Consider the following 21,548-nt stretch of genomic DNA (forward strand, 5'->3'; position numbering starts at 1 on the left):
TCGATGGCCGCTTTTTTTACGTCCGGTGCCAGGGCAGCCGGCACCACGGGCACGTTTACGCGCGACCGAGCTCGTCGCCCATTTCCTTCGCGCGCGCCTCGGCCGCGAGCGCGCCGCGCACGATCGCTTCCTTCACGCCCTGCGCGTCGAACGACGCGAGCGCGGCGGCCGTCGTGCCGCCCTTCGACGTCACGCGCTCGCGCAGCACGCTCGCCGGTTCGCCCGATTGCGCGGCGAGTTGCGCGGCGCCCGCGAACGTCGCGACCGCGAGCGCGCGACCCTGTTCGTCGTTCATGCCGAGGCGGCGCGCGGCTTCCTGCAGCGCTTCGATGAAATAGAACACGTACGCGGGGCCGCTGCCCGAAATGGCCGTGACGGCATCGAGCTGCGCTTCGTCGTCGAACCACACGATCTCGCCGACCGCGCCGAGCACGTTCGATGCGAGTTCGCGGCCCGCCGCGTCGACACCCGGCAGCGCGGCGAGGCCCGTCACGCCCATGCCGACGAGCGCGGGCGTGTTCGGCATCGTGCGCACGACGCGGGCGTAGTCGCCGAGCCAGCGCGCGAGGTCCGTGCCGCGGATGCCGGCCGCGATGCTGATCACGAGCTGCGACTTCAGGTGCGGCGCGAGCGCCTGCGCGACGTCCTTCAGCACCTGCGGCTTCACCGCGAGCACGACCGCGTCGTAATCGGCGAGCGTCGCGTCGACGGCTGCGCCGGTGCGCACGCCGAATTGCTGCGCGGCGCGCGCGCGGACGTCCTCGTTGATGTCGATGGCATACAGGCCGTCAGCGGCGACGCCGCGCTTGATCAGGCCGCCGATCAGGGCCGCGGCCATGTTGCCGCCGCCGATGAATGCGATTTTCATGATGTCGGATTGAGCGAGTGAGTGAACGGAAAGGCGGAAAGGGCGCGGCGTTCAGTGCGCGTAATCGCGCGCGCCGAAGATCGCGGTGCCGACGCGCACGATCGTCGCGCCTTCGAGCACGGCCGCGTCGAGATCGGCGGACATGCCCATCGACAACGTGTCGAGCGGCAGGCCGCCGTCACGCAATGCGTCGAACAGCGCACGCAGTGCGCGATGCGGCGCGCGTTGCGCTTCGGTGTCGCCGGCCGGTTCGGGAATCGCCATCAGGCCGCGCAGCCGCAGCGACGGCAGCGCGGCGACCGCGCGCGCGACGTCGGCCACGTCGGCCGGCGCGACGCCGCTCTTCGACGCCTCGCCGCTGATGTTCACCTGCACGCACACGTTGAGCGGCGGCAGGTGCGCGGGGCGTTGTTCCGACAGGCGCTGTGCGATCTTCAGCCGGTCGACCGAATGGACCCAGTCGAAACGCTCGGCGACCGGGCGCGTCTTGTTCGATTGCAGCGGCCCGATGAAATGCCATTCGAGGCTCGCGCGCAGGTCGGCGAGTGCGTCGATCTTGTCGATCGATTCCTGCACGTAGTTTTCGCCGAACGCGCGTTGCCCGGCCGCATGCGCGGCGCGCACGTCGTCGGCGGGAAACGTCTTCGAGACGGCAAGCAGCGACACGGTGGCGGGATCGCGGCCGGCCGCGCGGGCGGCGTCGGCGATGCGGCGATGAACGGATTCGAGACGGGCGACGAGATCGGACATGACGGGCACGAAGACAGGCACGGAAGCAGGCATGAAGCCGAAGCGCCGCGGCACGCGGCGCTTCGATCCGCCCATTATACGGACGCCGCGTGCGCGGCTCGCCTCAGCCGTACAGCAAATGCTCGACGAGCTGGATCCAGTGCGTGACCGGAATCTGCGTGCCGCTTTGCAGGTGCGCGATGCAGCCGATGTTGCCGGACACGATCATCTGCGGTTCGAGCGCCTGCAGCTTCAGCAGCTTCTGCTTGCGCAACCGGTACGACAGCGACGGCTGCGTCAGCGAATAGGTGCCGGCCGAGCCGCAGCACAGATGGCTGTCGGCCGGCAGCCGCACGTCGATGCCGAGCGTCTCGAGCAGGCGTTCGACCTTGCCGCGCGACTGCTGGCCGTGCTGCAGCGTGCACGGCGGGTGGTACGCGACGGTATGGATCGCGCGGCGCCGCGCGAGCGTCGCGAGTTCGGCCTCGAACGGGAGCAGCACGTCGGAGATGTCATGCGTCAGCGCGACGATGCGCTGCGCCTTCTCCGCGTAGACCGGGTCGTCGCGCAGCAGGTGCGCGTATTCGAGCACCGTCGCGCCGCAGCCCGACGCGTTCATCACGATCGCCTCGGCGCCTTGCTCGACATGGGGCCACCACGCGTCGATGTTGCGGCGCGCGTCGTCGAGCGCTTCGTCGTGATAGTTCAGGTGCAGGCGGATCGCGCCGCAACAGCCCGCGTCGGGCGCGACGACCGTCTCGATGCCGAGCGCGTCGAGCACGCGTGCGGTCGCGATGTTGATGTTCGGCAGCATCGACGGCTGCACGCAGCCGCCAAGCATCAGCATCTTGCGCGTATGCGTGCGGTGCGGCCATTCGAGCAGCCGCGTGCGCGGCGGCACCTTGTCGCGCAGCCGCTTCGGCAGCAGCGGCCGCACGTGCTGGCCGAGCCGCATCACCGGCGAGAACAGCGCGGCGTTCGGCACGAGGGTCGCGAGCAGGCGGCGCACGAGACGCTGCTGCACGGGGCGCCGCACCTGCGCCTCGACGTGCTTGCGGCCGATCTCGACGAGCCGGCCGTACTGGACGCCGGACGGGCAGGTCGTCTCGCAACTGCGGCACGTCAGGCAGCGGTCGAGGTGCTGCTGCGTGCTGCGCGTGACGGTCGCGCCTTCGACCATCTGCTTGATCAGGTAGATGCGCCCGCGGGGGCCGTCGAGTTCGTCGCCGAGCAGTTGATAGGTCGGGCAGGTTGCCGTGCAGAACCCGCAATGCACGCACTTGCGCAGGATCGCGTCGGCCTCGTCGCCGTCGGGCGTGTTGCGGATGAAATCGGCGAGGTTCGTTTGCATTTAGGGTCTGTTTACCTATGGAGCGCGCATGCGTTGCCACGAGAACGGCCGCTCGCGAGGCGCGTGACGCCGCGAATACTGACGTATCGCCAAGGCGCGCAACGCGGCGAGCGGCCGTTCTCGTGGCAACCCCTAATTAAAAAATTCAATCCACGGGAATGCCCGAAATCGCCCGTATGGCGGCGTCGCTCGTCGCTTGTTTGGCTCGGCCAAACGGCGCTCCTCACTTCTTGCCATACGCCCCGCAGGAAGTCCCCTTGGGGGACGAGCGATTTCGGGCATTCGCATGTGCGTTCCATAGGTAAACAGACCCTAAAGATCGGGGTAGAGCCGGCCGCGGTTGAAGATGCGCGCGGGATCGAACGCGGCCTTCAATCCGCGGTGGATTTTCATCATCGGGGCGGGCAGCGGCGTGAACACGCCCGCACTGCGGTCGTACGCGTCGCCCGCGCGGAACAGCGTCGCGTGGCCGCCGGCCTGCTTCGCGCTCATGCGCACGGTCTGCGCATCGGCGTCGGTGATCCACCAGCGCTGCGCGCCGCCCCATTCCATCAACTGGGTGCCGGGCAGGTGCATCGGTTCGGTGATCGATGGGAGCGCGAGGCGCCACAGCGCATAGCCGGGCGGGATGCCGTTGAAGAACGGGTCGGTATGCTCGCGCAGGCCGGCCCAGAAGCGTTCGGCTTCGACCGCGTCGACGACCTCGCCGCCGAGCAGCGTCTTCGCGGATTTCACGGCCGCTTCGGCGCCCGACAGGCGCAGCACGAGCGTGCCGTTGCGCCACGCGCTCGCGCTGACGGGCAGCGGATGACCGCCCCATTCGTTGAGCTTGCGCACCGCGTCGGTCGCGGTCATCTCGAACTTCAGCGTGACTTCGGCGACAGGCATCGGCAGCACCTTGATCGACAGGTCGAGCATCAGCCCGAGCGTGCCGAGCGCACCGGCCATCAGCCGCGACACGTCGTAGCCGGCGACGTTCTTCACGACCTGCCCGCCGAAGCGCAGCATTTCGCCGCGGCCGTTCATCAGCGTGACGCCGAGCACGAAATCGCGCGGTGCGCCGCAGGTGGCGCGGCGCGGGCCGGCCAGGCCAGCCGCGACGCAGCCGCCGACGGTGGCCGCGCGGCCGAAGTGCGGCGGCTCGAACGGCAGCATCTGGCCGCACTCGGCGAGGACGGTTTCAAGCTGCGCGAGCGGCGTGCCCGCGCGGACCGTGACGACGAGTTCGGCCGGGTCGTACGACACGATGCCCTGAAACGCGCGCGTGTCGAGTATGTCGCCCTCGAGCGCCTGGCCGTACCAGTCCTTGGTGCCGCCGCCGCGAATCCGCAGCGGCCGGCCATCGGCACTGGCCGCGCGGATGCGCTCGGCCCATCCGGCGACGATGTCGTCCTCTTCCATGTTCCGTTGCTGCCTCGACTTGTTGTTCGGTCGATTGTACCGGGGTGGCGCGATTCCACATCGCGACTATCCCTAAGCCCGGTAGTGCGGACCGCATGCCCTCACCGCCGTGCGAACGGGCCGAGCGGGCACGGCAGCGCGGTGCGGACCGGCCGCCGGCACGCGCCGCGCCCCGCGCGACGCTCAGAAGCGCGGCAGGTCGGGGTGCGGCAACAGCCCGCCGCGCACGTGTTGGCGGCCGTACTCGGCGCAGCGCGCGCGGGTCGGGATGCCCTTGTCGGGATTCAGCAGCCCGGCCGGGTCGAACGCGCGCTTGACCGCGAAGAACGCGTCGCGCTCCTGCGGCGAGAACTGTACGCACATCGAATTGAGCTTTTCGATGCCGACGCCGTGCTCGCCCGTCACGCTGCCGCCGAATTCCACGCAGCATTCGAGGATTTCCGCGCCGAACTCCTCGGCGCGGTGCAGCTCGTCAGGATCGTTCGCGTTGTACAGGATCAGCGGATGCATGTTGCCGTCGCCCGCATGGAACACGTTGATGCAGCGCAGCCCGTAGCGCGTTTCGAGCTGTTCGATGCGCGCGAGCAGCGGGCCGATCGCGCGGCGCGGCACGGTGCCGTCCATGCAGTAATAGTCGGCGGAAATGCGGCCGGCGGCCGGGAACGCGTTCTTGCGGCCCGACCAGTAGCGCAGCCGCTCCTGTTCGTTGCGCGACACCTGGATGCGCGTCGCGCCGTGTTCGCGCAGCACGGCCGTCATCCGCACGATCTCTTCGGCGACTTCTTCCGGCGTGCCGTCCGATTCGCACAGCAGGATCGCCTTCGCGTCGAGGTCGTAGCCCGCATGCGTGAACGCCTCGACGGCTTGCGTGGCCGGCTTGTCCATCATCTCGAGCCCGGCCGGGATGATGCCCGACGCGATGATCGCCGCGACGGCCTCGCCGCCCTTGACGACGTCGTCGAAGCTTGCCATCACGAGTTGCGCGGTCTGCGGCTTCGGGATCAGCCGCACCGTGACTTCGGTGACGATCGCGAACATCCCCTCGCTGCCGATCATCACGGCGAGCAGGTCGAGGCCCGGCATGTCGAGCGCGAGCGAGCCGAACTCGACGATCTCGCCGTCGATCGTCACCGCGCGCACGCGCATCACGTTGTGCACGGTCAGCCCGTATTTCAGGCAGTGGACGCCGCCGGAATTTTCCGCGACGTTGCCGCCGATCGTGCAGGCGATCTGCGACGACGGATCGGGCGCGTAATACAGGCCGTACGGCGCGGCGGCTTCCGAGATCGCGAGGTTGCGCACGCCGGGCTGCACGGTCGCCGTGCGCGCGTACGGGTCGACTTCGACGATGCGCGTGAAGCGCGCAAGCGACAGCACCACGCCGAGCGCGATCGGCAGCGCGCCGCCCGACAGGCTCGTGCCCGCGCCGCGCGGCACGATCGGCACTTCCATGCGGCGGCAGATCTGCACGATCCGCTGCACCTGCGATTCCGTTTCGGGCAGCGCGACCACGAGCGGCAGCCGGCGGTAGGCGGACAGGCCGTCGCATTCGTACGGTGCCGTGTCTTCGTCGCGGTACAGCAGGCAGTGCGTCGGCAGCACGGCCATCAGCGCCTGCACGACTTCGCGCTGGCGCTGCGCGCGTGCCGCGCTCGACAGTTCGACGGGAGCGTTCATGGGGTCTCCTGCAGCACGGGGCGCGATCTCGCGCCGCCGTCTCAGCACGTGAAAATCTTGCCGGGATTCATCAGGTTGCGCGGATCGAGCGCGAGCTTGATCGCGCGCATCGTGTCGATCGCATTGTCGCCGTGCTCCTTCGGCAGGAAGCGCATCTTGTGCAGCCCGACGCCGTGCTCGCCCGTGCAGGTACCGCCGAGGCGCAGCGCGCGCTCGACGATCCGGTCGTTGATGTGCTCGGCTTCGGCGAGTTCCTCGGGCTTGTCGGGATCGATCAGGATCGCCACGTGGAAATTGCCGTCGCCGACGTGGCCGACGATCGGGCAGGGCAGCGACGACGCGCGCAGGTCGACTTCGGTTTCCTCGACGCATGCGGCGAGTTGCGAAATCGGCACGCAGACGTCGGTCGTCACCGCACGGCAGCCGGGCTTCAATTGCAGCATCGCGAAGTACGCGTTGTGGCGCGCGGCCCAGAGCCGGCTGCGGTCCTCGGGGCGCGTCGCCCATTCGAAGCCCTGGCCGTTGTTCTGGCCGGCGAGTGCCTGCACGAGTTCGGCCTGTTCCTTCACGCCGGCCTCGGTGCCGTGGAATTCGAAGAACAGCGTCGGCGCTTCGGTGAGCGTCAGGTTCGAGTGGCGGTTGATCGAGCGCACGGCGAGCGAATCGACGAATTCGACGCGCGCGATCGGCACGCCGATCTGGATCGTCTCGATCACGGCGCGCACCGCGTCGCCCATCGTCGGGAACGTGCAGATCGCGGCCGATACGGCTTCGGGCAGCGGGTGCAGGCGCAGCGTGATCTCGGTGATCACGCCGAGCGTGCCTTCGGAACCGACGAACAGGCGCGTGAGGTCGTAGCCTGCCGACGACTTGCGGGCGCGCGTGCCTGTTTTCACGACGCGGCCGTCGGCGAGCACCGCGGTCAGGCCGAGCACGTTCTCGCGCATCGTGCCGTAGCGCACGGCATTGGTGCCCGATGCGCGGGTCGCGGTCATCCCGCCGATGCTGGCGTCGGCGCCCGGGTCGATCGGGAAGAACAGCCCGGTGTCGCGCAGCGCTTCGTTGAGCGCCTTGCGCGTGATGCCCGGCTCGACCGTCACGGTGAGATCCTCGGCGTTGATCGACAGCACGCGGTTCATTTCCGACAGGTCGAGCGAGATGCCGCCGCGCACCGCGAGCAGGTGGCCTTCGAGCGACGAGCCGGCGCCGTACGGGATCAGCGGCACACTGTAGAGCGAGCACAGCGACACGACTTCGCGTACGTCGTCCGCGCTGTGCGCGAACACGACGGCGTCGGGCAGTTGCGGATCGAACGGCGATTCGTCGCGGCCGTGGTGGGCGCGGACCGCATCGGCGGTCGACACGCGTTCGCCGAAGGCGGCGCGCAGCGCATCGAGCATGGCGGGGGGCAGCGGGCGGCGCGTGGCGGCTGGCGAGGCGGGGTGATTCACGAATGTCTCCTGACTGCTTGTCGGACTTTCGGTCCATTCTACGCTGTAACGCCTGCTGCCAGCCCCGCCGCGGGCTGCGATAATCGCGTTCCAACCCAACCGGGCCGCATCGCGGCCGCGCACGAGAGGACATTCGCATGGGACACCGCTTGAGCAAGATCGCGACGCGCACGGGCGACGACGGTACCACCGGCCTCGGCGACGGACGGCGCATCGGCAAGGACGACGCGCGGATCGCGGCGATCGGCGACGTCGACGAACTGAACTCGAATCTCGGCGTGCTGCTCGCCGAGACGCTGCCGGACGACGTGCGCACGGCGCTCGTCACGATCCAGCACGACTTGTTCGATCTCGGCGGCGAGCTGTGCATCCCCGGCCATGCGGTGCTCGACGACACGCATCTCGCGCGACTCGACCGGTGGCTCGCCGATTACAACGCGACGCTGCCGCCGCTGAAGGAATTCATCCTGCCGGCCGGCTCGCGCGCGGCGTCGCTCGCGCACGTGTGCCGGACCGTGTGCCGCCGTGCGGAGCGCTCGATCGTCGCGCTCGGCCGCAACGAAACGCTCAACAATACGCCGCGGCGTTACGTGAACCGGCTGTCGGACCTGTTGTTCGTGCTGGCGCGCGTGCTGAACCGCGCCGACGGCGGGGCGGACGTGCTGTGGGAGCGCGGGCGCGTCCGCTAGCGCGCCGCGGCGCTTTTGCACACTGCGACAATTTGCCCGATGAAGTCGTTTTTTTAAACATGTATCGTATGCGCATGTTTAACGGAGAACGAACATGACCCACATCACCGCTGACCAGATGGCTCGCGTGAAGGCCACTGCCCCTGTCCTCGCCGTGCACGGCGCGACGATCACGAAGCATTTCTACCAGCGCATGTTCGCGCGCCATCCGGAACTGAAAAACCTGTTCAACCAGACGCACCAGAAGACCGGCAGCCAGCCGGAAACGCTCGCGAAGGCGGTTTATGCGTATGCGGCGAACATCGACAACCTCGGCGCACTCGGCGGTGCGGTGTCGCACATCGCGCACAAGCACGCGAGCCTGAACATCCGCCCCGAGCACTACCCGATCGTCGGCGAGAACCTGCTCGCGTCGATCGTCGAGGTACTCGGCGACGCGGTCGATGCCGACACGCTCGAAGCGTGGCGGGTCGCGTATGGCCAGCTCGCGCAGATCCTGATCGGTGCCGAGGCCGACCTGTACGCGGGCGCCGCCTGGAGCGGTTTCCGTCCGTTCAAGGTGGTGCGCAAGGTGCGCGAGAGCGACGAGATCACGTCGTTCTACCTGAGCCCGGCCGACGGCGGCACGGCGCCGACCTTCGAGCCGGGCCAGTACGTCACGGTGAAGCGCTTCGTCGGCGACCTCGGCGTCGACCAGCCGCGCCAGTACAGCCTGTCCGACGCGCCGCACGGCAAGTGGCTGCGCATCTCGGTGAAGCGCGAGGCCGGCCAGCCGGAAGCGATCCCGGCCGGCAAGGTGTCGACGCTGATGCATGACGGCGTGGAGGAGGGCGCGGTCGTCGAAGTGACCGCGCCGATGGGCGAATTCTCGCTGAAGCGCGGCGTCGATACGCCGGTCGTGTTGATCTCCGGCGGCGTCGGCCTGACGCCGATGGTGTCGATGGCATCGACGCTGGTGTCGGAAGGCAGCAAGCGCGATGTGCGCTTCGTTCATGCATGCCGTTCGGGCGCGGTGCACGCGTTCCGCGACTGGCTGAACGATACGGTGCGCGAGCACGCGAACGTCGAGCGCACGGTGGTGTACGAACTGGTCGGCCCGAACGATCGCGCTGGCGTCGACCATGACCTCGAAGGGCGCCTCACGCCGGAACGCGTGAAGGACTTCGCGCTGGTGCCGGACGCCGACTACTACATCTGCGGCCCGATCGCGTTTATGAAGGCGCAACGCGATGCGCTGGTCGCGCTCGGCGTCGCGCCGGAACGCATCAATACCGAAATCTTCGGCTCGGGCGCGCTCGAGTGATGCGCTGAATGATGAACTGCGGCCAACGAAAAAGCCCGGCGCGAGCCGGGCTTTTTTCATCGCTTGCGACGCCGCGCGAATGACGTCAGGCGCGCAACATCAGTGTCGCGTGGTAGCGCCACACCTTCGGATCGGCGCTGACGAGCGGTATGCCTTCGTGGAGCGCCTGCGCGACCATCACGCGGTCGAACGGGTCGGCGTGGTCCGGGAAATCGGGCAGCGCGGCGACTGCTTCGACGTGATCGCTGCTGATCGGCAACTCCGCGAAGCCCGCGAGCCGGAACGCCGAGCGTGCGTCGCGCGGATGAACAGGAAGGTTGCCTTTGCGGTACTTGATCGCGATTTCCCAGATGGACGCGGCGCTGACGTACAACGTGTTCTCGGGAGCTTCGATCAGCGCGACCGCAGTTGGCGACAACTGGGAAGCGCCTTCGGCAGCCCAGAGCGCGATATGCGTATCGAGCAGCAACTTCACGGCGCGAGCCCCCGCTCCGCGCTGGTGTCGAAGTCGGTGGTGATCGATTCGTCGCCGGCGTTGAACGCCTCCACTGTGGTCGGGATGTTCAGGCCGGCCAGCAACTGGCGGGCCGCCCCGATCCGCTTTGGTGCCGCGTAGGGAACGATTCGGGCGACCGGATGGCCGTTGCGAGCGATGACGACTTCGGATTCGCGCCCCAGCTCGAGAGCTTCGACAAGGCTTGAGAGCCGTGACTTGGCATCGTGCATGTTGACGATCGGCATGATCGACTCCTGGTTAGCTAGTCTACGTTAGCTAGTCTAGCAGGGCCGAACGCCGGGTGCATGCTGGCCGGATGGCCAGCATGCCGGCAGGCGGGGCCACGGCGATTCGGCCCGCTCGTGCTTGTCAGTTGCCGCTGCCGCGCGCCACGCGCCGCGCCTTGACCGATTCCGCGAGCCCTTCGAGCACTTTCACGCTGTCGTCCCACGCGATGCACGCATCGGTGATGCTCTGGCCGTAGGTCAGCGGGCAGCCTTCCTTCAGGTCCTGACGGCCTTCGACAAGGTGCGACTCGATCATCACGCCGACGATCCGCTCGTCGCCCGCCGCGATCTGGCGGCCGATGTCCGCGCACACCGGGATCTGGTTCTCGTGCTTCTTCGAGCTGTTCGCGTGGCTTGCGTCGATCATCAGGCGCGCGGCGAGGCCGGCCTTGCCGATGTCCGCGCAGGCGGCGTTCACGCTGTCCGCGTCGTAGTTCGGCGTCTTGCCGCCGCGCAGGATCACGTGGCAGTCCTCGTTGCCGGCCGTCGACACGATCGCCGAGTGGCCGCCCTTCGTCACCGACAGGAAATGGTGCGGTTGCGACGCGGCCTTGATCGCGTCGACCGCGATCTTCACGTTGCCGTCGGTGCCGTTCTTGAAGCCGACCGGGCACGACAGCCCCGACGCGAGCTCGCGGTGCACCTGCGACTCGGTCGTGCGCGCGCCGATCGCGCCCCACGAGATCAGGTCGGCGATGTACTGCGGGCTGATCATGTCGAGGTATTCGGTCGCGGCCGGCAGCCCCATCTCGTTGATCTGCAGCAGCAGCTCGCGCGCGGTGCGCAGCCCTTCGTTGATCTTGAAGCTGTTGTCGAGGTACGGATCGTTGATGAGCCCCTTCCAGCCGACCGTCGTGCGCGGCTTCTCGAAGTACACGCGCATCACGATTTCCAGTTCGCCCTTGAAGCGCTCGCGCTCCTTCACGAGCCGGCCCGCGTATTCGATCGCCGCCTTCGTATCGTGGATCGAGCACGGCCCGACCACGACGATCAGCCGGTCGTCCATCCCGTGCAGGATGCGGTGCATCGACTGGCGGGAGTTGTAGATCAGCTCCGACGCGGCTTCGGAGCACGCGAATTCGCGGATCAGGTGGGCGGGCGGCGTCAGTTCCTTGAGTTCGCGAATGCGGACGTCGTCGGTATTGTGCGGGGGCATGCTGTTTCTCCTAGTGTTCCGGGGCGCCGTTCGGTCAGTGCGCGTGCGGCAGATTCATCAATTCAAGCGATTCAGTGGTTTCGGTCGGGGCCGCGGGACACGGCGGCTGCGACCGGGTGGCGAAGGGCGAAAAAAAACCGCCGGGTTCGCCGGCGGTTTTTTCGGGAATTTCGGTTGCGCTTTACGCGCCATCAACCCTCTCGATCCGCCAGCGGTCTGAGATACCAAAAAAAGTAAAAGTAAAACTTGGCGGACATGACGGGGATTCGGTTCGTCAAAAAAGTTGATTCGGAATTTATACCCGGTCGCCGTGCGGCTGGCAACCGGGAAACGTCAAAAATGCGGACAATCCGCGCGGTTTCTTAAAAATGCGCGGATTGTCTGCGTCGCGATGCGGTTATGCCGTACCGCCGACCGTCATCTTGTCGATCCGCAGGGTCGGCTGGCCGACGCCGACCGGCACGCTCTGGCCTTCCTTGCCGCACACGCCGACGCCCGTGTCGAGCGACATGTCGTTGCCGATCATGCTCACGTACTTCAGCGATTCGGGGCCGCTGCCGATCAGCGTCGCGCCCTTCACCGGGTACGTGATCTTGCCGTTCTCGATCATGTACGCCTCGGATGCCGAGAACACGAACTTGCCGTTCGTGATGTCGACCTGGCCGCCGCCGAAGTTCACCGCGTACAGGCCGTTCTTCACCGACGCGATGATTTCCTGCGGATCCTTGTCGCCGTTCAGCATGTACGTGTTCGTCATGCGCGGCATCGGCAGCGCCGCGTACGACTCGCGCCGCGCGTTGCCCGTGACCGGCATCTTCATCAGGCGCGCGTTCAGCGTGTCCTGGATGTAGCCCTTCAGGATGCCGTCCTCGATCAGCGTCGTGCACTGCGTCGGGTTGCCTTCGTCGTCGATGTTCAGCGACCCGCGGCGGTTCGGCAGCGTGCCGTCGTCGACGACGGTCACGCCCTTGGCCGCGACCCGCTCGCCGATCCGGCCGGCGAATGCCGACGAACCCTTGCGGTTGAAATCGCCTTCGAGGCCGTGGCCGATCGCTTCGTGCAGCAGCACGCCCGGCCAGCCCGGCCCGAGCACGACCGTCATCGCGCCGGCCGGCGCGGGGCGTGCATCGAGATTGACGAGCGCCGCGTGCACGGCGTCGTCGACGTAGCGCGACAGGACTTCATCGGTGAAGTAACCGTAGTCGAAGCGGCCGCCGCCGCCGCCGGAGCCGATCTCGCGGCGGCCATTCTGCTCGGCGATCACCGTGACCGACACGCGCACGAGCGGGCGGATGTCGGCCGCGAGCGCGCCGTCGCTGCGCGCGACGAGCACGACGTCGTATTCGCCGGCGAGGCCCGCCATCACCTGCGTGACGCGCGGGTCGCGCCCGCGAGCCATCTGCTCGATGCGCTCGAGCAGCTTGACCTTGGCCGTCGCGTCGAGCGACGCGAGCGGATCGGACGGCAGGTACAGGTCGCGGCCCGAGATGCCCTTCAGCGACGTCGCCGCCTTGATCTTCTGCCGGCCGCCGCCGGCTGCCGCGATCGCCTTGGTGGCCGCAGCCGCCTGCGCGATCGCTTCGGGCGACAGGTCGTCCGAGTACGCGAACGCGGTGCGGTCGCCCGCGACCGCGCGCACGCCGACGCCCTGGTCGATGCTGAAGCTGCCCGACTTGACGATGCCTTCCTCGAGGCTCCACGCTTCGCTGCGGGTTGCCTGGAAGTACAGGTCCGCGTAGTCGACGCGATGCGTGAAGATGTCGGCGATCGTGCGCGTGAGCAGGCTTTCGTCGAGGCCGTACGGCGTGAGCAGGATGTCCTTCGCCAGCGCGAGGTTGCGGATGCCGGGTTCGATGATGTTCATGCGGATATCGGGGTTTCTCAAAAAGTTGTCGGGTGCTTCTGGGCAGATGGGTTGGCCGCGCGGCGTTTCAAGCGGGGCAGCGGATTCAGGTCAGCACGCGGTGTCGCCACGCGGGCAGGCTCTGGCGCACGTCGGCGATGCGCTGCGGATCGATCGCGCCGAGCACGACGCTTGCGCCCACGTCGCGGACCGCGACGATCTCGCCCCACGGGTCGATCAGCATGCTGTGGCCCCAGGTGCGCCGGCCGTTCTCGTGCTTGCCGCCCTGTGCGGCCGCGAGCACGTAGCACTGGTTCTCGACGGCCCGCGCGCGCAGCAGCGTTTCCCAGTGCGCGCGGCCCGTCGTATACGTAAACGCCGACGGTACGACGATCAGCGTGCAGTCGCCCATCCTGCGATACAGCTCGGGAAAGCGCAGATCGTAACAGACCGACAGGCCGACCCGCCCGAACGGCGCGTCGAACGCGACGACCGTATCGCCCGCGCGGATGGTGCGCGCCTCGTCGAACGACTCGTCGCCTTTCTCGAAGTTGAACAGGTGGATCTTGTCGTAGCGCGCGGCCTCGTTGCCGGACGGATCGAACACGAGCGTCGTGTTCAGGACGCGATCGGGCTCAGGCGCCTTCAGCGGCAGCGTGCCGCCGATCACCCAGATCCCGTGGCGGCGCGCGGCGTCCGCGAGGAAGCGCTGGATCGGGCCGTCCTGGTACGGTTCGGCGAGCGCGAGCTTGTCGGTATCGCGGTGGCCCATGAAGCAGAAATACTCGGGCAGCAGCACGAGCTGCGCGCCTTCGCCGGCCGCTTCCGCGATCAGGCGGCCGGCTTCGGCGAGATTGCGCGCGACGTCCGGCGTGCTCACCATCTGCAGCGCGGCGACCCGGAAGGGCGTGGCGGAACGGGTGTGGTCGGTCATCGCGGGATCGGTTGCGTCATAAATGGGGTGCGGCCCGGCAGCGCGCGGCACTCAGTGGCTCGTCGCATCGGCCGGACCGTGATTCATCTTACCCTGATCGCCCCGCACCCGCTCGATGTGCGGGTGCGCCCACGAGCCCGTGATCGCGTAGTCGAGCGCGAACGCGTGCGACAGCGTTTCCGACAGCGCGTAGTTCGCGGCCAGCACGCCGACGCCGAGCAGCGGATTGATGATCGCGGCCGCGATCGCCGCCGTGCCGGCACCGATCTTCGGCGCGACGTGTGCGTGCAGGTCCTGCGTCTCGGTGCCGAGGTCGACCGCGCCGCGCACCGTCACGTTCGCGGGCGCCGTCGTCATCGAGAAGTCGTCGGTGCGCGCGATGCCGTTCGAGATCCGGCCGGTGCCCGTGATCTTGTCGAACGGCAGCCCCTTGCCGACCACGTCGCGGAAATTCAGCGTCAGGAAGCGCGCGAGGCTTTGCAGGCTCAGCACGCCGAGGAGTTTCGCCGCGCCCGGATCGACTTTCAGGATCTGCCCGTGTTCGAGGTCGACTGCGACCTGGCCGCCGAGCGACGGGAAGTCGACCGCGGTCGGGCCGCCGCGCCAGCCGACCTTGCCCGTTACCGTGCCGTGTCCGTCCGCGAGCGTGCGCGGCAGGCCGACGCGGTCGAGCAGCGCGCCCGCGTTGTCAATGTCGAGCTTGAAGTCGAACACGGTGCGGCGCGGCGCGTCGTTTGCGTCGGCGCCGCGGGCGAGCGCGCGGCGCGACGTGCGCCAGTTGCCGGTCGCCGTCAGCTTCGCGGCCGGGTTCGACAGTTCCAGCTTGTCGAGCTGCCACACGGGCGTGCCGTCCTCGTCGATGTTGCGTGCGTTGACGACGAGGCGGCCGATGTCGTGGTTGCGCGCGACGACCTGGTCGACGATCAGGTCGACCGACGGTATCGGGCGGTCGGTCGGCGTCGGCAGGTTCATCGCGCGGCCGACCAGGTCGTGCTGCGCGCTGTCCGGAATCACGAGCTTCGCGAGCCGCGCGTTCAGTACGCCCGCGCCGTTGTGGCCGCCGCCCGGCGCCCACGACAGGTAGCCCGACACCTGGTTCGAAGCGATGTTCGCCTGCCACAGCTCGTCGACGTGCGACGCGCCCACGATCACGTTTTCCCAGTTGCGCTTGAGCAGCTTCAGCGTGCCGAAGTGGAGCGCGAAGCGCTTCGGCGCGAAACTCGCGAGATCGACGCGCGACGGCGCCAGCTGCTCCGGCGCGCGCGGCGTGTCGGACTTCAGCGTGCGGGCGAGCGCGAGCCACGCGTCGGCATCGAGTTCGTCGACGTCGACGGCCGCGCTCACGCCGTCCTGCGGCATGTCGGGCATCCGGTGGATGCCCATCGCGCCGCGCACCGCGCGCAGCGGCTGGCCGCGCGTCGCGTCGAGCAGGTAGGTCGCTGTCACCGGGCCGAGTGTCAGGTCGGCGTGTTCGAGGCGTTTGCCGTCGGCCTGCGGCGCCGGCTGCAGCGTGAAGCTGAACGGCATCGGCGTGCCGGCCGCCTTCGCGAACGGCGCCGGGAAGTTCAGCGCGACGCCCGTCAGGTCAGAGCGCGCGGTGATGTCGGGCAGGCGGCCCGGCGCGCCGCGCACGGCGACCTTGTACGGCGCGTCGCCGATCACGTGTTCGAGCAGCGCTGCGGCCGCGCCGTGCAGGTTCAGGCCGCGCGCGGCGTCGAGCGCGAGCTTGCCGTCGACGTCCACCGCGTACGGGCCGTGCGACTGGAAGTTGCCGTTTGCGCGCACCGGGCCGCCGAGGAAGCGCCCCGACAGGTCGTGCAGCGCCGCGCCGGCCTCGGTGAACCGGACGCTGCCGCGCAGCGCGGACAACGGCGGCACGCCGCTGGTCGACAGCGTGTTGCCGCCGAACGCGAGCGCGCCTTCGATGTGCGTGTGCGGATGCGGGACGTGCTGCGGAATCGTGATCTTGAGCGCGAGCGACGCAGGCCCCTGCGCATCGATCCGCTGGCCGACATGCCCGCTCATCGTGCCGAGCGAACTGTTGTCCGCGTAGTCGATCAGGTCGGCGAGCGGGCCCTGCGCATGGCCGTCGATGACGAGCGGCGAGTGGGACGGATTGCCGAGATCGTCGATGCGGCCCGCGACCTTGGTCAGCGCGACGCGCTTGTAGTGCGCGCGGTCGATGTCGAAGCGCAGCTTGTTCTGCGCGAGCTCGAACACGCCGTCGATGCCGTCGAGCGCCGGCCAGACGCTCGGCGTGCCGTTCGCGAGCTTGCGCGGCGGATACGGCGTCGGTTCGAAGCGGCCGCCGGTGAACGGCGCGACGATGTGGAACACGCCGGCGTCCGGCTCGTGTTCGAACGGGAATTTCTCGAGCGGACCGCGGGCGACGATCGACGCGCCCTTGGTCACCTTGCCGTCCTGCAGCGCGTGGCCGAGATAGTCGCGCAGGTGCTCGGACATCCCGGTCGGCAGGTAGCGCGGAATGCGCGCCACCGACGCGCGTGCGAACTCGGCGCGCAGGTCGAGCGAGCCGCGGCCATGGCCGGGGTTCGTGTACGAGCCTGACACCGCGATTTCTGCATCGGGGTTCACGACCAGCAGGTCGGGCACCGTCACGTCGACGCGCGCATGCTTGTCGCCGGGCGCCGGCGTGATCACCCATTTGGCGTTGCCGCGCAGCCGGTCGAACGTCAGGCGCGGCTCGTCGAACTCGCCGGGCACCGTGACGGCGGCGTTGACCGTATCGAATTTCGCGGTGCCGCCGGTTTCGGTCGCGTCGACGCGGCCCCACAGATTCTCGATGCCGGGCCAGCCCGCGCGCGGGTGGCCGCGCGGCGACAGCCCGGGCGGCGGCTCCTGCGCGGCGACGCTGATGCCCTGCAGGTCGGCGAGGAAGCGATAGCGGACGATCGGCGCGGCGCCGGTACGGCGCTCCTCTTCCGCGAGGTCCGCGCGCGCGGGCTTCGCGCGCTCGACCTCGATGTGATAGTTCGACACCATCCCGCGCGGGTCGAGCTTGATCAGCTCGTTGCGCAGGCGTGCCGGCAGCGGCAAGCCGCGGATGAATTCGCTGAGGATGCCGAGATCGACGCGGTCGCCGACGACGCTGATCAGTTGCCCCTGGCCGGCCGTCGGCACGCGGTAGCGGGCCGTCAGCGTCGACAGCGCGAGCGAGCGGGCGAGCGGCGTGCCGTCGTCGAGCGGCGGCTGGCCGAGTTCCGCGTGGAAGCGCGACAGGTGCAGCGTGTAGTCGTGCCCCGTGTCCATCGCCATGTCCCAGCCGAACCCGACCGCCGGCACGTCGAGCCGCGGCTGCGTCGGCCGCACGCGCAGCGTGACGTCGGCACCCTGCAGGTCGCCGCCCGCGGAGCGCAGCCGGCCATCGCGGAAGGTTGCCCAGATCGCGTTGTCGATTCGGCCTGCGTGGATCGTGAGCGGTATGTCGAGGTAGCGGGCGAGCGTCTGCAGATCGACGGGGCCGGTCGACAGGTACGCGTCGCCGGTCCAGTTCGACGGCTTGCCGACCGGCGCGAGCGCCTTGTGCGTGAAGCGCGCGCGGAAATCGAGCGGGCCAAGCAGCAGCGTGCCGTTCGCGGGCGCCTGCAGCGCGGCCCGGTGCACGCGGCCGTTGTTGAGCACGGCGATCCGGATGCCGGACAGCACGAGCTCCGGCGCGTCGTGCTGCGCGTCGCGCCAGCGCAGCGTGCCGCCACGCAGCACGATCGCTTCCTGCTTCAGCAGCCACGTGCCGAACGTGTCGTTGCCGCCGTGGGTGGTCGTCGCGACGCCGACGCCCGCGACGCTCAGCGAGCCGTCGGGCGCGCGCGCGACAACGAGGTCGGGCTGATCGACGATCAGGCTCGACAGCGCGGGCGACAGCCGCAGCAGCGACATCCACGACAGCGCGGCCGTTGCGTGCGGTACCGACAGCGCGACCTTGCCGTCACGGCCGCGGATCGTCAGGTTCGTGAGTTCGACGCCCGGCTGCATGCCGGACCAGTTCGGGGAAAGCTTGCCGATCGAAAGCTGCGCGTGGAGCTTGTCGGACACGAGGCGCTCGATGCGCGGGCGGAATTCGTCGATGCGGGGCAGCAGCACATAGCGCATCCCGAGGAACGTGCCGGCCGCAACGAAGTAGGTGCCGATCCCGACTGCCAGCGTCACCTTGAACACGCGACGCAGGACCGGATGATCGTGCTTCGGAGGTCCCGCTTCGGGCGCTGCTACGGCGGATTCCTGACGGTCGGACATGCGGCGGAAGGGCGACGATATGGTAGTTTTGCAGATTGACGTTGAAATGTATCACACGGGTTCGTGCCGGCGGCCGTTGCGGCAGCGCGGCACGGGCTTTCCGGCGCGCGGTTTCGCGGCGGACGCACGCGCGTCCCGCGATGCCGCGCCGAGTCCATGGGGCCGGCCGGCAGCGGGGCGCGCACGCGTTTGCCCGCGCCGGCCGGCCTTACCGCCAGGCCCGCTTCTCGATGACCGACGCTTCCGCCCTGATCAGCACGTCCTATTCCCGTTATATCGCGCGCGCGGCCGCCGCGCGGCCCGCGCTGGCCGAACAGGTCGCCGCGTGGGCCGCCGCGCCGCTCGCCCGCGCGCAGCTCGATGCGCGCCTCACCGAACTGCTCGCGATGCCGGCCGGCGCGGCCGCGCCGTCCGAGGAGCAACTGAAGCGCGCGCTGCGGCAACTGCGTGCCGAGGCGTTCGGCGCGGTCGCGGAGCGCGACCTGCGCGGGCTGGCGGACGTCGCCGAGGTGACGGGCGCGATGACCGATCTCGCCGAGGTGGCCGTGCAGCGCTCGCTTGCGCTGCTGTCGGCCGAGCTCGAGGCGCTGTACGGCGAGCCGCGCGGCGCCGACGGCCAGCGCGTCGTGCTCGGCGTGGTCGGAATGGGCAAGCTCGGCGGCCGCGAGCTGAACGTGTCGTCGGACATCGACCTGATCTTCGTGTACGAGGACGACGGCGAGACGACCGGCGGCGCGCGCACGCCGCTGTCGACGCAGGAATACTTCACGCGGCTCGGCCGGCGCCTGATCGGCGTGCTGTCCGAGGTCACGGCCGACGGCTACGTGTTTCGCGTCGACATGCGGCTGCGCCCGAACGGCGATTCGGGGCCGCTCGTGTGCAGCCTCGGGATGCTCGAGGAATATTTCTACGTGCAGGGGCGCGAGTGGGAGCGCTATGCATGGATCAAGGGGCGGCTCGTGTCGGAAGGCGACAGCGACGCGGCGCGGCGGCTGGAGTCGCAGCTCGAGTCGATCGTCAAGCCGTTCGTGTACCGCCGCTATCTCGACTTCGGCGTGATCGGCGCGATCCGTTCGCTGCACCAGCAGATCCGGCAGGAAGCCGCGCGCCGCGCGTCGATGCGGCCCGACAAGGCCGACGACATCAAGCTCGGGCGCGGCGGGATCCGCGAGATCGAGTTCAGCGCGCAGGTGTTCCAGCTGATCCGCGGCGGCCAGGACGCGGAGTTCCGCGTGCGGCCGACGCTCGCGGTGCTGCGCCATGCGCAGGCGCGCGGGCTGATCGGCGAGGACGTGCGCGCGGGCCTGACCGACGCTTACAACTTCCTGCGCACGCTCGAGCACCGGCTGCAGTACCGCAACGACGCGCAGACGCACGCGATGCCGGTCGAGCCCGACGAACGCGCGGCGCTGGCCGCGTCGCTCGGTTTTGCCGACTATGCGGCGCTGATGACGGTGCTGGACGAGTACCGGAACTTCGTCGAGGCGCAGTTCGACCAGATCTTCGCCGACAAGGTGAACGGCGCGCCCTGCGGCGCGGGCGAAGAGACGGCGGCCGCGTGGATCTGGAGCGGCGCGCTCGCCGACGACGGCGAGGACGACGCGCTCGCGGCCCGCCTCGACGGCCTCGGCTTCGCCGATCCGGCAGCGGTGCTCGCGCGGCTGCGCGCGGTCTGGCAATCGTCGCGCTACACGGGCCTGCCGGAAAAGAGCCGGCACCGCTTCGACCGCGTCGCGCAGCGCGCGCTCGAGGCCGCGCCGCGGATCGACGCCGCGCGCCGCGACGACACGATCGTGCGCCTGTTCGACCTGCTCGAGACGGTCAGCCGGCGCGGCGTCTATCTCGCGCTGCTGACCGAATATCCGGCCGCGCTCGACCGCGTGCTGTCGGTGCTCGGCGCGACGCGCTGGGGCGGCGGCTACCTGATCCGCCACCCGCAGCTGCTCGACGAACTGCTCGACGACGAGGCGATCGCGAGCCCGTTCGACTGGCCCGCGTTCAAGGACGCGCTGCGCGCGCGCCTCGCGGCGGCCGACGGCCCCGAGCAGCAGATGGACCTGCTGCGGCATGCGCAGCACGCGGAGGTGTTCCGGATCCTGCTGATCGATCTCGCCGGGCAACTGTCGGTCGAGCATGTGAGCGACCGGCTGTCGGAGCTGGCCGACGCGGTGCTCGACGTGACGATCGAAGTCGTCTGGTCGCAGCTCGCGAAGCGCCATTGCGACGTGCCGAAGTTCGCGGTGATCGCGTACGGCAAGCTGGGCGGCAAGGAGCTCGGCTACGCATCGGATCTCGACCTGATCTTCCTGTACGACGACCCCGACGAGCGCTCGGCGGACGTCTACACGACCTTCACGCGGCGGCTCATCACGTGGCTCACGACGGCGACCGGCGCGGGCGCGCTGTTCGACATCGACCTGCGGCTGCGGCCGAATGGCGAGGCCGGATTGCTCGTCACCGATCTCGACGCGTTCCGCCGCTACCAGTTGCGCGAGGGCGATGCCGCGAATACCGCATGGGTGTGGGAGCACCAGGCGCTGACGCGCGCCCGCTACAGCGCGGGCGATGCGCAGATCGGCGCGGACTTCGAGGCGATCCGCCAGCAGGTGTTGACGACGCCGCGCGACGGCGGCGTGCTCGCGAAGGAGATCGTCGACATGCGCGGCAAGGTGTTTGCCGGCCACCCGAACCAGACCGAGCTGTTCGACCTGAAGCACGATCGCGGCGGGATGGTCGACATCGAATTCATCGTCCAGTACTGGGTGCTGCTGCACGCGTCGAGCGACGCCGAGCTGATCCGCAACACGGGCAACATCGCGCTGCTGCGCGAGGTCGCGCGCTTCGGGCTGATGGGCGAGGACGAGGCCGAACGCGTCGGTGCGGCCTACCGCAAGTACCGGAAGCTGCAGCACAAGCTGCGGCTCGACGGGATGGAGAAGGCGCGCGTCGAGCCGGCCGCGGTGGCCGACGAGCGGGCGGCCGTGACGGCGCTGTGGACGCGTGTGTTCGGGGCGGTTGAAACGGGCGTTTGAACGAAGGCGGGGCGGGTTGCGGGCGCTTCATCCGCAGGCGCTCCGCCCTGAAAGCCGAACGGTGCAAGCCCGTTCGG

15 protein-coding genes are annotated in these 21,548 nt (G+C 69.1%); 3 read left to right on the forward strand and 12 right to left on the reverse strand.

All coding sequences use genetic code 11. From position 1 onward, the window contains the following. Nucleotides 1-55: 55 nt before the first annotated feature. The 6 genes from proC to R9B84_RS03560 form a co-directional block, all read right to left on the reverse strand. On the reverse strand, nucleotides 56-868 hold the full coding sequence (gene proC / locus R9B84_RS03535; RefSeq protein WP_423759220.1) for a pyrroline-5-carboxylate reductase: 813 nt from the start codon (nucleotides 866-868) through the stop codon (nucleotides 56-58). Between the two features lie 51 nt (nucleotides 869-919). Beyond that, nucleotides 920-1,618 carry a YggS family pyridoxal phosphate-dependent enzyme gene (locus tag R9B84_RS03540; protein WP_423759221.1) on the reverse strand — a complete coding sequence of 233 codons (699 nt, stop codon included), beginning with the start codon at nucleotides 1,616-1,618 and terminating at the stop codon, nucleotides 920-922. 103 nt (nucleotides 1,619-1,721) lie between these two features. After that, on the reverse strand, nucleotides 1,722-2,948 hold the full coding sequence (gene glcF, locus R9B84_RS03545; RefSeq protein ID WP_423759222.1) for a glycolate oxidase subunit GlcF: 1,227 nt from the start codon (nucleotides 2,946-2,948) through the stop codon (nucleotides 1,722-1,724). Nucleotides 2,949-3,260: 312 nt separating this feature from the next. Then, nucleotides 3,261-4,349: a glycolate oxidase subunit GlcE gene (glcE, locus tag R9B84_RS03550; protein ID WP_423759223.1), complete on the reverse strand. Its 1,089-nt coding sequence runs from the start codon at nucleotides 4,347-4,349 to the stop codon at nucleotides 3,261-3,263. Nucleotides 4,350-4,532: 183 nt separating this feature from the next. Further along, nucleotides 4,533-6,026, reverse strand: coding sequence for an FAD-linked oxidase C-terminal domain-containing protein (locus tag R9B84_RS03555; protein ID WP_423759224.1), 1,494 nt, complete (start codon nucleotides 6,024-6,026; stop codon nucleotides 4,533-4,535). A 41-nt stretch (nucleotides 6,027-6,067) separates the two neighbouring features. Then, nucleotides 6,068-7,477, reverse strand: coding sequence for an FAD-binding oxidoreductase (locus tag R9B84_RS03560; RefSeq protein ID WP_423759225.1), 1,410 nt, complete (start codon nucleotides 7,475-7,477; stop codon nucleotides 6,068-6,070). A 137-nt stretch (nucleotides 7,478-7,614) separates the two neighbouring features. On the opposite strand from R9B84_RS03560, the gene R9B84_RS03565 reads away from it, so the two are divergent. Next, nucleotides 7,615-8,166, forward strand: a complete 552-nt coding sequence (locus R9B84_RS03565; RefSeq protein ID WP_423759226.1) for a cob(I)yrinic acid a,c-diamide adenosyltransferase — start codon at nucleotides 7,615-7,617, stop codon at nucleotides 8,164-8,166. A 94-nt stretch (nucleotides 8,167-8,260) separates the two neighbouring features. Further along, a complete protein-coding gene (gene hmpA, locus R9B84_RS03570) occupies nucleotides 8,261-9,469 on the forward strand; it encodes an NO-inducible flavohemoprotein (protein ID WP_423759227.1) in 1,209 nt (402 codons plus the stop codon). 85 nt (nucleotides 9,470-9,554) lie between these two features. Here the strand turns inward: hmpA and R9B84_RS03575 are convergent, their stop codons facing one another. From R9B84_RS03575 to R9B84_RS03600, 6 genes are all read right to left on the reverse strand, one after another. Continuing rightward, nucleotides 9,555-9,944, reverse strand: coding sequence for a type II toxin-antitoxin system VapC family toxin (locus R9B84_RS03575; RefSeq protein WP_423759228.1), 390 nt, complete (start codon nucleotides 9,942-9,944; stop codon nucleotides 9,555-9,557). After that, a complete protein-coding gene (locus tag R9B84_RS03580; protein WP_423759229.1) occupies nucleotides 9,941-10,210 on the reverse strand; it encodes a type II toxin-antitoxin system Phd/YefM family antitoxin in 270 nt (89 codons plus the stop codon). The genes R9B84_RS03575 and R9B84_RS03580 overlap by 4 nt, the downstream gene beginning before the upstream one ends. A gap of 124 nt (nucleotides 10,211-10,334) precedes the next feature. Then, a complete protein-coding gene (gene aroG, locus R9B84_RS03585) occupies nucleotides 10,335-11,408 on the reverse strand; it encodes a 3-deoxy-7-phosphoheptulonate synthase AroG (RefSeq protein WP_047899858.1) in 1,074 nt (357 codons plus the stop codon). Between the two features lie 397 nt (nucleotides 11,409-11,805). Next, nucleotides 11,806-13,272 (reverse strand): metalloprotease TldD, encoded by a 1,467-nt coding sequence (gene tldD, locus R9B84_RS03590; protein ID WP_048242939.1) that lies wholly within the window; start codon nucleotides 13,270-13,272, stop codon nucleotides 11,806-11,808. An 85-nt stretch (nucleotides 13,273-13,357) separates the two neighbouring features. Continuing rightward, a complete protein-coding gene (locus R9B84_RS03595; RefSeq protein ID WP_423759230.1) occupies nucleotides 13,358-14,185 on the reverse strand; it encodes a carbon-nitrogen hydrolase family protein in 828 nt (275 codons plus the stop codon). Between the two features lie 51 nt (nucleotides 14,186-14,236). Next, entirely contained in the window at nucleotides 14,237-18,439 is a 4,203-nt protein-coding gene (locus tag R9B84_RS03600) for a YhdP family protein (RefSeq protein ID WP_423759231.1), read from the reverse strand. A gap of 230 nt (nucleotides 18,440-18,669) precedes the next feature. Here R9B84_RS03600 and glnE point away from each other — a divergent pair, with 230 nt between their 5' ends. Beyond that, entirely contained in the window at nucleotides 18,670-21,471 is a 2,802-nt protein-coding gene (glnE, locus tag R9B84_RS03605; RefSeq protein ID WP_423759232.1) for a bifunctional [glutamate--ammonia ligase]-adenylyl-L-tyrosine phosphorylase/[glutamate--ammonia-ligase] adenylyltransferase, read from the forward strand. Nucleotides 21,472-21,548 lie beyond the last annotated feature (77 nt).

The organism is Burkholderia sp. NLJ2 (assembly GCF_049487195.1).
In the GTDB taxonomy this organism is placed as follows: Bacteria; Pseudomonadota; Gammaproteobacteria; order Burkholderiales; family Burkholderiaceae; genus Burkholderia; species Burkholderia pyrrocinia.